The 11,008-nt window shown below is 65.7% G+C and carries 11 protein-coding genes and 1 pseudogene; 4 read left to right on the top strand and 8 right to left on the bottom strand.

All coding sequences use genetic code 11. The features are described 5' to 3' along the window. The 7 genes from tolQ to aspS form a co-directional block, all read right to left on the bottom strand. Nucleotides 1-693, bottom strand: coding sequence for a protein TolQ (gene tolQ, locus PSK12I2_RS0107750; RefSeq protein ID WP_007160332.1), 693 nt, complete (start codon nt 691-693; stop codon nt 1-3). Nucleotides 694-695: 2 nt separating this feature from the next. Beyond that, entirely contained in the window at nt 696-1,145 is a 450-nt protein-coding gene (gene ybgC / locus PSK12I2_RS0107755; RefSeq protein ID WP_027597946.1) for a tol-pal system-associated acyl-CoA thioesterase, read from the bottom strand. 51 nt (nt 1,146-1,196) lie between these two features. After that, entirely contained in the window at nt 1,197-2,249 is a 1,053-nt protein-coding gene (ruvB, locus tag PSK12I2_RS0107760) for a Holliday junction branch migration DNA helicase RuvB (protein ID WP_027597947.1), read from the bottom strand. A gap of 4 nt (nt 2,250-2,253) precedes the next feature. After that, entirely contained in the window at nt 2,254-2,856 is a 603-nt protein-coding gene (gene ruvA, locus PSK12I2_RS0107765; protein ID WP_007160335.1) for a Holliday junction branch migration protein RuvA, read from the bottom strand. Nucleotides 2,857-2,902: 46 nt separating this feature from the next. Next, nucleotides 2,903-3,463, bottom strand: coding sequence for a crossover junction endodeoxyribonuclease RuvC (ruvC, locus tag PSK12I2_RS0107770; RefSeq protein ID WP_007160336.1), 561 nt, complete (start codon nt 3,461-3,463; stop codon nt 2,903-2,905). Then, a complete protein-coding gene (locus PSK12I2_RS0107775; RefSeq protein ID WP_007160337.1) occupies nt 3,463-4,209 on the bottom strand; it encodes a YebC/PmpR family DNA-binding transcriptional regulator in 747 nt (248 codons plus the stop codon). The genes ruvC and PSK12I2_RS0107775 overlap by 1 nt, the downstream gene beginning before the upstream one ends. A 104-nt stretch (nt 4,210-4,313) precedes the next feature. Then, nucleotides 4,314-6,089 carry an aspartate--tRNA ligase gene (gene aspS / locus PSK12I2_RS0107780; RefSeq protein ID WP_027597948.1) on the bottom strand — a complete coding sequence of 592 codons (1,776 nt, stop codon included), beginning with the start codon at nt 6,087-6,089 and terminating at the stop codon, nt 4,314-4,316. 211 nt (nt 6,090-6,300) lie between these two features. On the opposite strand from aspS, the gene PSK12I2_RS0107785 reads away from it, so the two are divergent. The 3 genes and pseudogenes from PSK12I2_RS0107785 (at nt 6,301) to PSK12I2_RS25215 (ending at nt 7,582) form a co-directional block, all read left to right on the top strand. Then, nucleotides 6,301-6,771: a Dps family protein gene (locus PSK12I2_RS0107785; RefSeq protein WP_007160339.1), complete on the top strand. Its 471-nt coding sequence runs from the start codon at nt 6,301-6,303 to the stop codon at nt 6,769-6,771. Nucleotides 6,772-6,937: 166 nt separating this feature from the next. Then, nucleotides 6,938-7,246 (top strand): annotated as a pseudogene (locus tag PSK12I2_RS25350) (cold shock domain-containing protein membrane protein); the annotation flags it as partial. Nucleotides 7,247-7,366: 120 nt separating this feature from the next. Then, nucleotides 7,367-7,582: a cold shock domain-containing protein gene (locus PSK12I2_RS25215; protein ID WP_160923550.1), complete on the top strand. Its 216-nt coding sequence runs from the start codon at nt 7,367-7,369 to the stop codon at nt 7,580-7,582. 58 nt (nt 7,583-7,640) lie between these two features. Here PSK12I2_RS25215 and PSK12I2_RS0107795 read toward each other — a convergent pair whose 3' ends face one another. Next, a complete protein-coding gene (locus PSK12I2_RS0107795) occupies nt 7,641-9,731 on the bottom strand; it encodes an LTA synthase family protein (protein WP_027597950.1) in 2,091 nt (696 codons plus the stop codon). A 317-nt stretch (nt 9,732-10,048) separates the two neighbouring features. On the opposite strand from PSK12I2_RS0107795, the gene PSK12I2_RS0107800 reads away from it, so the two are divergent. Then, a complete protein-coding gene (locus PSK12I2_RS0107800; RefSeq protein WP_007160342.1) occupies nt 10,049-11,008 on the top strand; it encodes a MoxR family ATPase in 960 nt (319 codons plus the stop codon).

Genomic DNA, 11,008 nt, shown 5'->3' on the forward strand with positions numbered 1-11,008 from the left:
TTATTCGTCGCTGGTGTGGACTTTGCGGTGCAGGATGGCCTGGAATTCATCCGCAAAGGTGTAGTAGCGGTTGATCAGCATTTCCGAGCGGGCGGCGAAACGGTTGTAGGCCACGACGGCGGGAATGGCGGCGAACAGACCGATGGCGGTAGCGATCAGGGCTTCGGCGATGCCGGGTGCCACGGTGGCCAGGGTTGCCTGCTGGGCGGTGGACAGGCCGCGGAAGGAGTTCATGATGCCCCAGACGGTACCGAACAGACCCACGTAGGGGCTGGTGGAGCCGACGGTGGCCAGGAACGGCAGGGCCTGTTCGAGCTTTTCTTCCTCGCGGGAGATGGCCACGCGCATGGCGCGGGAGACACCCTCCATGACCGCATCGGGATCCACGCCGGGCTGCTGACGCAGACGGGAGAACTCCTTGAAACCGGCGCGGAAGATCTGCTCGACGCCGGAATCCGGATCGGGGTTGCTGCCGGCCTGGCGGTACAGCTTGGACAGATCGATGCCCGACCAGAATTTCTCTTCGAAGGCATCCAGGGAACGCTTGGCGGCGCGCATGGCGTTGCCACGCTGGATGATCATGATCCAGGACGTGACAGAGGCTGCGACCAGGATGAGCATCACCAGTTGCACCACCAGACTGGCGTTGGCGATGAGGCTCCACATGGACGTATGGTCGACGTTGGGTTGCACGCTTAATCTCCTGATTGAATTGACGCCGGACTTCCGGCAAGAACCGTTCGCATGGCTTCGGGCATGGCCCTCGGCCTGAAGCTGTCAGCACGCACGCAGGCGACCGTTACCCACCCTTCGCAGAGCAGGACATCGTCCTTAGCACGCCGGACCTCCTGGTGAAACCTGAGGCTGGCGCGCTTCGCTTCGACCACCTCGGCACCGATCAGCAACTCGTCATCCAGCCGCGCGGGCGCATGGTAGCGCGCTTCGCTGCTGTGGACGACGAAGAGCAGACCGTCCCGGGCGAGTTCGGACTGGGCATAGCCCAGCGCGCGCAGTCGCTCGGTGCGGGCGCGTTCCATGAACTTGAGGTAGTTGACGTAATAGACGATGCCGCCGGCATCGGTATCTTCGTAGTAGACACGACAACTGAGGACGGACGGCGACGGGCTCCGCGATTGCGCGTGCATACTCTAGAACCTAGCCTCGCCGTTGCCAATCAGAAATGTTCGCAACTGCATTTAGTTACCATTGACCTCGAACAGATCGGGCGTACCGCCCTGGGCCAGACGCGTCGGCAGGTTGAGTCCGAAGTGCAGATAGGCATGCCGGGTCACCACCCGCCCGCGCGGCGTGCGCATGATATAGCCTTGCTGGATCAAATAGGGTTCCAGAACGTCTTCGATGGTGTGACGCTCTTCGCTGATGGCCGCCGCCAGGCTGTCCACGCCCACCGGACCGCCGTCGAACTTGTCGATCATGGTCAGCAGCAGCCGGCGATCCTGGTGATCGAAGCCCTGGGCATCCACGTCCAGCAGGTCGAGGGCACGACTGGCGATGTCGTGGCTGATATGGCCCTGCCCACGCACCTCGGCGAAGTCGCGCACCCGCCGCAGCAGGCGATTGGCGATTCGCGGCGTGCCCCGTGCGCGGCGGGCGATTTCCATCGCGCCCTCGGCTTCGATGGCGAGGCCGAGGATGCCGGCGGAGCGGGTGACGATGGTGGCTAGGTCCGCGGTGCCGTAGAACTCCAGGCGCTGGACGATCCCGAAGCGGTCGCGCAGCGGATTGGTCAGCATGCCGGCACGGGTGGTCGCGCCGACCAGGGTGAAGGGCGGCAGATCCAGCTTGATGGAGCGCGCCGCCGGCCCTTCGCCGATCATGATGTCGAGCTGGTAGTCCTCCATCGCCGGATAGAGGACCTCCTCGACGATGGGCGAGAGGCGATGGATCTCGTCGATGAAGAGCACATCGCCGGCTTCCAGGTTGGTCAGCAGCGCGGCGAGATCGCCCGGGCGTTCCAGTACCGGACCGGAGGTGCTCTTCAGGGACACCCGCATTTCCTGGGCGATGATGTTGGCCAGGGTGGTCTTGCCCAGACCGGGCGGGCCAAAGATCAGGGTGTGGTCGAGGGCCTCGCCCCTGCCCTTGGCCGCCTGGATGAACAGGCCCATCTGGTCGCGTACCACCGGCTGACCGATGTAGTCCACCAGCCGCACCGGGCGAATGGCGCGATCCTGGACTTCCTCGCGGTCGCGGCCACCGGCCGAGATGAGACGATCGGTTTCTATCATGGGATCAGACCATGCCCTTCAGGGCGCGACGGATGAGTTCCTCGCTGGAAAGGTCTTCCCCTTCCACGGCGGCGACGGCGCGGCTGGCTTCCTGGGGCTTGAAGCCCAGGGCGACCAGGGCGCTGACCGCGTCGGCCTCGGCGCTGGCCGCGACGGCGGCCTGGTTCGGCAGGACCAGGGGGGCGATGGCGGGCAGATTTTCCCAGGCCTTGAATCTGTCCTTGAGCTCGACCAGCAGACGCTCGGCGGTCTTCTTGCCCACCCCGGGCACCTTGACCAGGGCGGCCGTGTCCTGGGCTTGCACACAGCGAACCAATTCATCCACCTCGAGACTGGACATCAACGCCAGGGCCAGCTTGGGGCCGACACCATTGAGTCGGATCAGCTCGCGAAACAGCTCTCGCTCGCGTTTTTCCCCGAACCCATAGAGCAGGTGCGCATCTTCCCGTACCACGAGGTGGGTATGCAATGTGACGACTTCGCCCTGGGCCGGCAGCCGATAAAGGGTCGTCATGGGCACTTCGACCTCGTAGCCGACTCCGCCCACGTCGAGCAGGAGATGGGGCGGCTGCTTTTCCGCCAGGGTGCCACGTAGACGACCGATCACTGGGATACCTTCCTAACGTTGGAGCGAGATGAGAGAGCGGATGGCGCTAGAGACGCAGGCGACCGCCACGGCGGCGGGTCGCCAGCAGGCCATGGGGAACAAGGCTCTGCCGGGTGTGGGCATGGCACAGGGCGATGGCCAGGGCGTCGGAGGCGTCGATCTGGGGTTTCTCGGTCAGGCGCAGCAGGTGCATGACCATCAGCATCACCTGCTGCTTGTCCGCCCCACCGTTGCCGACCACGGCCTGCTTGACCTGGCTCGCGGTGTATTCGGAAATCTCCAGACCACCTTCGGCGCCGGCGACGATGGCCGCTCCCCGGGCCTGACCCAGCTTGAGCGCCGAATCGGCGTTGCGCGCCATGAACACCTGCTCGATGCCCATGGTGACCGGTCCGTACTGGGCGATGACGTCGCGCACGCCGCGGTAGACGATCTGCAGCCGCTCCGGCAACGGACCGTTACCGGTCCGGATGCAGCCGGAGGCGACGTACTCGCAGCCGCGTCCGGTGTCGCGCACCACGCCAAAGCCGGTCAGCCGCGAACCCGGGTCGATGCCCAGCACCAGGGTGCCGGGCGCATCGGGCGGCAGGCGCTCGTAGAGGGACATCAGCCGAGCTGCGCCATGACATCCTCGGGGATGTCGGCGTTGGAGTAGACGTTCTGCACGTCGTCCAGGTCTTCGAGCATGTCGATCAGCTTGAGCACCTTCTGCGCGGTTTCCAGATCCAGGGTCGCGGAGGTCGAGGGGATCATGGTCACCTCGGCTTCGTCGGCCTTGTAGCCGGCGGCGGTCAGGGCTTCGTTGACGGCGATGAAGTCGGCAAAGCTGGTGAAGACGTCGATGGAGCCATCGTCGTTGGCGACCACGTCGTCGGCACCCGCTTCCAGGGCGGCTTCCATCAGGGCGTCCTCGTCCAGGCCGGGGGCGTAGCTGATCTGGCCCTTGCGCTCGAACAGATAGGCCACCGAACCGTCGGTGCCCAGGTTGCCACCGCACTTGTTGAAGGCGTGGCGGACTTCGGCCGCAGTGCGGTTGCGGTTGTCGGTCATGGCCTCGACGATGATGGCGACGCCGCTCGGGGCGTAGCCTTCATAGGTCAGTTCCTCGACGTTCTCGCCTTCGCCGGCGCCCACGCCCCGGGCGATGGCCCGGTCGATGGTGTCGCGGGTCATGTTGGCGGTCAGCGCCTTGTCCACCGCCAGGCGCAGGCGGGGGTTGTCGGCCGGAACGCCGCCACCCTGGCGCGCGGCCACGGTCAGCTCACGGATGATCTTGGTGAAGATCTTGCCCTTCTTGGCATCCTGGCGCTCTTTGCGATGCTTGATGTTGGCCCATTTGGAATGACCGGCCATAAGCTACTCCAATGTCTTGACGAAGACGGCGCCGCGGCGATGACCGCGGTGCACTGAAAAAGGAAACGGCGGGCACCCGTCCGGGCGCCCTCCTCCGATAAGGCTTATTCCGCCTTGGGCTGCTCGCGCAGGCGGATGTGCAGCTCGCGCAGCGCCTTGGCATCGACGGCGCCGGGCGCCTGGGTCATGACGTCGGCGGCGCTCTGGGTCTTCGGGAAGGCGATGACTTCACGAATGGACGAGGCGCCGGTCATCAGCATCACCAGGCGATCCAGGCCGAAGGCCAGGCCGCCATGGGGTGGCGCGCCGAACTTCAGGGCGTCCAGCAGGAAGCCGAACTTCTCTTCCTGTTCCTCAGCGCTGATCCCCAGCACCTCGAACACCGCCTGCTGCATCTTCTTGTCGTGGATGCGGATGGAACCGCCGCCCAGCTCGGTGCCGTTGAGCACCATGTCGTAGGCGCGCGACAGCGCCGCACCCGGGTTGGCCTTGAGCTCGTCCGGGCCGCACTTGGGCGAGGTGAAGGGGTGGTGCATGGCGGTCAGGCTGCCATCGTCGTTTTCCTCGAACATCGGGAAGTCGACCACCCACAGCGGCGCCCACTGGCAGGTCAGCAGATTGAGGTCGTGACCGAGCTTGATGCGCAGCGCGCCCAGGGCCTCGGAAACGATCTTGGTCTTGTCCGCGCCAAAGAACACGATGTCGCCATCCACCGCGCCGACGCGGTCGAGGATGACGTTGATGTTGTCCAGGGGGATGTTCTTGACGATGGGCGACTGCAGGCCCTCGACGCCGGCGGCGCGCTCGTTGACCTTGATGTAGGCCAGGCCCTTGGCACCGTAGATGCCGACGAATTTGGTGTAGTCGTCGATCTGCTTGCGCGGCATGCTCGCCCCGCCCGGTACGCGCAGGGCGGCGACGCGGCACTTGGGATCGTTGGCCGGACCGGCGAAGACCTTGAAGTCGACGTCCTTGAGCTGGTCTTCCACGTCCACCAGTTCCAGCGGGATGCGCAGGTCCGGCTTGTCGGAACCGAAGCGACGCATGGCCTCGGCCAGGGTCATGTGCGGCAGGTCGCCGAACTCAACGTCCAGGACTTCCTTGAACAGGTTGCGCACCATGGTCTCGGTGATGTCCATGATGTCTTTTTCATCGAGGAAGCTGGTCTCGATGTCGATCTGGGTGAATTCCGGCTGGCGGTCGGCCCGCAGGTCTTCGTCGCGGAAGCACTTGGCGATCTGGTAGTAGCGATCGAAGCCGGCGACCATCAGCAACTGCTTGAACAGCTGGGGCGACTGCGGCAGGGCGAAGAAGCTGCCGGGGTGGGTGCGGCTGGGCACCAGGTAGTCGCGGGCACCCTCGGGAGTGGCCCGGGTCAGGATCGGGGTTTCCACGTCGAGGAAACCGTTCTCGTCCAGGTAGCGGCGGATGCTGGAGGTGATGCGCGAACGCAGCTTCAGCTTCTCGGCCATCTCCGGACGGCGCAGATCGATGAAGCGATAGCGCAGGCGGGTCTCTTCGCCGACATCGGTGTATTCGTTGAGCGGGAACGGCGGGGTTTCCGCCTCGTTGAGCACTTCCAGCTCGTAGCCCAGCACCTCGATGGCGCCGGAGGCCATGTTGGCGTTGCGCGCGCCTTCGGGACGCAGGCGCACCTTGCCGGTGAGCTTGACGACGTACTCGCTGCGCACGCGGTCGGCCTTGGCGAAGGTTTCGGCGCGATCCGGATCGAACACCACCTGGGCCAGGCCTTCGCGATCGCGGATGTCGAGGAAGATGACCCCGCCGTGGTCACGGCGGCGGTGGACCCAACCGCAGAGGGTGATTTCCTGGCCGTCCAGGCTCTTGTTCAACTGGCCGCAATAGTGGCTGCGCATCATGGTCGTGGTTTCGCTTCTCTAGAACAGGCTGAATGCGTGGAGGCGCCGGGCCGGCAAGACCGGGCGCTCGACTGAACGGGAGATTCTATATCATCCGTCACGATTTTACCGTAGCCGGGCACGCAGCTCGACGTGCGAACACTGGCTAAACGGCCAGCGGTTCTGTGATAGCCTCGGAGCCCTTCGCAACCGACGCACAGGAGCCGTCAGCATGGAAATCAACATCGGAATCGCCGAACAGGATCGTGCCCAGATCGCCGAGGGCCTGTCGCGCCTCTTGGCCGACACCTACACCCTGTATCTGAAGACCCACAACTTCCACTGGAACGTGACCGGGCCGATGTTCAACACCCTGCACCTGATGTTCGAGACCCAGTACACCGAGCTGGCCGTGGCGGTGGACGACATCGCCGAGCGCATCCGCGCCCTGGGCTTCCCGGCGCCGGGTACCTACGCCGCCTATGCCCGCCTGTCGAGCATCAAGGAAGAGGAAGGGGTGCCGGACGCCCAGGACATGATCCGCCTGCTGGTGCAGGGTCAGGAAGCCGTGGTGCGGACTGCGCGGGGCATCTTCCCGTTGCTGGACAAGGTCAGCGACGAGCCCACCGCCGATCTGCTGACCCAGCGCATGCAGACCCACGAGAAGACCGCCTGGATGCTGCGCAGCCTGCTCGCCGCCTAGCTCCGGCTGCCGTCGCGGGCCGCGGCCCGCGACGGTGCCACGATTGAGCGGCCCTCACCTTTTGGGTTAAATAAGGACGCGCTTTTCGCGCCGGGTCACTCCGCTGTCGGGCACCGCTCCGGCAGTTTCGGCAGACCCGTGTTCTCTATCCCAAGGTGATTTCACATTGAACACGTTATCTACTGTCCATGTCGTGGTGGGCGCTGCTGCGCTCCTGTTATCGGCAATTCCCGGACTGCAGTCCGACACCTCGTCCTTCGATCAACCCGAGTCCATCCATCTGGCCCTGCTGGGTCTTGCCACCCTCCTCTTCACGCCTTTCTCCCGCAGCCGCAGCAGCGGTGCCCAGAAACTCGCCAGCGCCCTGCTGGTGATCGCCGTGGTGGCCCAGACCTTTATCCTGCTGGCGCCCCTCGAGCAGATCGGCGGCCTGCCGGCCGAATTGCTGCCGCTGGGGCTGACCCTGGTCGCCGCCCTGGCCAGCCTGCCGGAAAAGTTTCGTGCCCCGGCGGGCAACGCCGCGGTGGCCGACAGCGAGGTTCGTCCGCGTCAGGCGGCGCGTCCCGCCCCTGCCGCCGCCGCTCCGGCCCGTCCGCTGGCCGATGACCGCGAGCGCGGCACGGTGAAGTGGTTCAACACCTCCAAGGGCTTCGGCTTCATCTCCCGCGACACCGGCGACGACATCTTCGTGCACTTCCGCGCGATCCGTGGCGAAGGTCATCGGGTGCTGATGGAAGGCCAGCGCGTGGAATTCTCGGTGATCCAGCGCGACAAGGGCCTGCAGGCCGAAGACGTGGTCATCGCGGCCTGATCGCTGCCGGCAAAAAAGAAAGGCCGCCCTCGGGCGGCCTTTTTCATGGGCGACGAGACTACTGCCGCTGAGCCTCGGCGGCCTTGCTGTCGGTCATGCCGGTGGTATTACCCAGCAGGCTGGCGGTCGCGGTCTGGATGAAGGCCTCCAGGCGCTTCTGCAGCTCGGGCGCGCTGGCGTCGCCCTTGAGCACCTCGCCACCGGCCTGGGTGCCCAGGTGATAGCGATAGAGCACGGCGTCGCGGTCGCGCGGCTTGACCAGGATGCGATCGCCCGTGACCAGGGCCACGGTCTGGTCGCTGCCCGACGGCTTGATCACCGCCACGCCCGGATCGCCCTGGGGCAGACCCAGCAGATCACGGCCCCAGCACTGGTGCTGGGTCGGCTTGCCGAAGCGGGCCAGCACCGTGGGCACCACGTCGATCTGGCTACCCACGGTGTCGCGACGGGCGCCAAAGGTTTCCTGCACGCCCGGACCGATCAGCAGGAGCGGTACGTTGAAGCGCGACAGGTCCATCTCGGTGATCTGCTCGTTGTTGCCGAAGCCGTGGTCACCGACGATGACGAACAGGGTGTCCTGGTACCAGGGCTCGTTCTTGACCTTGGCGAAGAACTGACCCAGCGACCAGTCGGCGTAGCGCATGGCGGTGAGGTGTTCGTCGAGCGAGCCATGCCCGGTGACCGGGGTGACCGGCAGGTCCTTGGGCAGCGCATAAGGGGTGTGGTTGGACAGGGTCTGCAACAGCGCATAGAAGGGCTTGCCGTCCGGCGCCTTGGCCAGCTTGTCCAACTCCTGCACCGAGCGGTCGAACATGTCCTGGTCGGAGACGCCCCAGGTCGGATCCATGAACACCGGATTCACGAAGTCCTCACGACCGACGAAGCGGGTCATGCCCTGGTTGCTGAAGAAGCCGGACTGGTTGTCCCACTGGAAGTTGCCGTTGTAGACGTAGACGTCGTCGAAGCCACGAGTGCTGAGCAGTTGCGGCAGACCGGAGAACTGGTGCGCGCCCTCGGGCATGCGCATCAGGTATTCGAAGGCCGGCAGGTTGGGGAAGCAGGCCATGGTGGCGAACATGCCCTGGTGGGTATGGGTGCCGTTGGAGAAGAAGCGGGTGAACAGCGTGCCCTGCTTGGCCAGGGCGTCGAAGTTCGGGGTGATGCCGTCTTCGTTGCCGAGGGCGCCGATATAGCGACCGGCCATGCTTTCCATGAGGATCACCACGACGTTGCGCACCTTGGGCAACTGGCCGTCGGTGGGCGGGGTGTAGATCCTGCGGATGGCGGCCTTGTCGGCGTCGATCAGCTCGTCACGCGGGGTCAGCAGCAGTTGCCGGGTCACCGCCAGGGCGTCGGCGGCCGGCATGGTGGCCTTCCAGCTGTTGTCGCGATGGTCGGAGAAGCTGTTCTCGGCGGCATTGATCAGGGTCAGGGTACCGTTCAGGCCAAGGTGGTTGGCGAACATGGAATCGGTGGTGTAGGCGTCGCCCCAGCGCAGCGGCGGCCCGGATCTCAGGGTGCCGCGGGCAGCGATGACGGCCACCACCAGGCAGAGCAGAAACACCGCGCCCCGGCGATACCAGGCGGCCGGTCGCGCCGCGGCATACCGGCGGGTGGCTCGCTCCACGCCAAAGAACACCAGGCCCAGCAGCAGGGTCGCCACGGCCCAGGCCAGGAGCAGGCGCAGCACCGGGAAGCCGTTCCAGATCATGCTCGTGACGGTGTGCAGGTCTTCCTGCATGTACTGAAACACCAGGCTGTTCAGGCGCTGGTGGAATTCACGGTAGAAGTTCAGCTCGCCGACGCCCAGCAGCAGGCAGAGGCTGGCGGCCAGGGTGAACCAGCCGGCCTGCAGGCGGCGGGCGGCCATGGCTCTGGCGCTGAGCAGGCAGAGCAACGAGGGCACGCAGATATAGACCACCAGGCGCAGGTCGAAGCGAGCGCCATTAAAGAAGGCCTCGGCAAAGGTGGCGAAGGGCGAGTCGCCGATCAGATCGGTGTTGTAGCCCAGCAGCGCCAAGCGCAGCAGGGTGAACATGACCATCAGCGCCAGGGCGCAACCCAGCACGAAGCTGAGGTGGCTGCCCAGCGTCGGCACCGGGCGGATGCGAGCGGCGCGCGGGGTGTGGGGGACTTCCGTTTGCGACATGAAAACACCTTGTCAAAAGCAGCAGGGATTCGCGGCGCGTGGCCAGCGGCTCGGGATCGGCCACGCAGAGGCCTCGGGCGCGGTCGGCAGGCGTGGGAGTTTAACCATCCGGCGCGATCGCGCCAGTCCTGGCCTCCGCAACGTGGGCGAAGCGAGACCTCTGCCGCGCCGACCAGCGCCCAGCCTGAGCAGGAACTCGTCAAAATTTCGTCAAGGACTGCTCTGGATGCGACGTCAGCGCAGGCATGGGCGGCAGCCGCCGCTTGCAGTAAAATCCAGCACCCTCGACCGCTCCAGCGCCGTATTCAGGATGCCCCATGGCTCACCGTGACGCTCTGCAGGTGCTTCGCACCTACCTCACCAGCCAGATCCTTGGCCAGGAAACCCTGGTGGAGCGCCTGCTCATCGCAGTGCTGGCGGACGGTCACCTGCTGGTGGAAGGCGCCCCCGGGCTGGCCAAGACCAAGGCCATCAAGGACCTGGCGGAAGGCCTGGAAGCGGATTTCCACCGCATCCAGTTCACCCCCGACCTGCTGCCGGCCGACATCACCGGCACCGAGATCTATCGTCCCGACACGGCGACCTTCTCCTTCCAGCAGGGACCGATCTTCCACAACCTGGTGCTGGCCGACGAAATCAACCGGGCGCCGGCCAAGGTGCAATCCGCGCTGCTGGAAGCCATGGCCGAACGCCAGGTGAGCATCGGTCGCACCTCCTATGCCCTGCCCGACCTCTTCCTGGTGATGGCCACCCAGAATCCCATCGAGCAGGAAGGCACCTATCCCCTGCCCGAGGCCCAGCTCGACCGCTTCCTGATGCACGTCAAGATCGGCTACCCCGACGCCTCCGTGGAGCGGCGCATCCTCGCCCAGGCCCGTGGCGAAGCCCTGGACGGCGAGACCTTGCCGACCGAGCGCGTCACCCAGGCGGCCATCAACGCGGCCCGCCGCGAAGTACTCGGGCTGTACATGGCCGACGCCGTGGAGGAATACCTGGTCCAGCTGATCATGGCGACCCGCACTCCGGGGCGCTTCGACCAGGACCTGGCGCACTGGATCACCTACGGCGCCAGTCCGCGCGGCTCCATCGCCCTGGATCGCTGCGCCCGAGCCCACGCCTGGCTGGCCGGGCGGGATTTCGTCAGTCCGGAGGACATCCAGGCGGTGGTCTTCGACGTCCTGCGCCACCGCATCATCCTGTCCTTCGAGGCGGAAGCCGCCGGCATCGACCACGACCGGGTGGTGCAGCGCATCCTCGATCTGGTGGCCGTGGCCTGA

The organism is Pseudomonas sp. MOIL14HWK12:I2 (assembly GCF_000510745.1).
GTDB lineage: Bacteria > Pseudomonadota > Gammaproteobacteria > Pseudomonadales > Pseudomonadaceae > Chryseomonas > Chryseomonas oryzihabitans.

Bases quoted from the DNA above. Each gene is read 5' to 3' on its own strand.
- ruvC (WP_007160336.1), bottom strand. From the start codon at position 3,463: ATGTCCCTCTACGAGCGCCTGCCGCCCGATGCGCCCGGCACCCTGGTG.
- PSK12I2_RS0107800 (WP_007160342.1), top strand. From the start codon at position 10,049: ATGGCTCACCGTGACGCTCTGCAGGTGCTTCGCACCTACCTCACCAGC.
- PSK12I2_RS0107795 (WP_027597950.1), bottom strand. From the start codon at position 9,731: ATGTCGCAAACGGAAGTCCCCCACACCCCGCGCGCCGCTCGCATCCGC.
- PSK12I2_RS0107775 (WP_007160337.1), bottom strand. From the start codon at position 4,209: ATGGCCGGTCATTCCAAATGGGCCAACATCAAGCATCGCAAAGAGCGC.
- ybgC (WP_027597946.1), bottom strand. From the start codon at position 1,145: ATGCACGCGCAATCGCGGAGCCCGTCGCCGTCCGTCCTCAGTTGTCGT.
- ruvB (WP_027597947.1), bottom strand. From the start codon at position 2,249: ATGATAGAAACCGATCGTCTCATCTCGGCCGGTGGCCGCGACCGCGAG.
- aspS (WP_027597948.1), bottom strand. From the start codon at position 6,089: ATGATGCGCAGCCACTATTGCGGCCAGTTGAACAAGAGCCTGGACGGC.
- PSK12I2_RS0107785 (WP_007160339.1), top strand. From the start codon at position 6,301: ATGGAAATCAACATCGGAATCGCCGAACAGGATCGTGCCCAGATCGCC.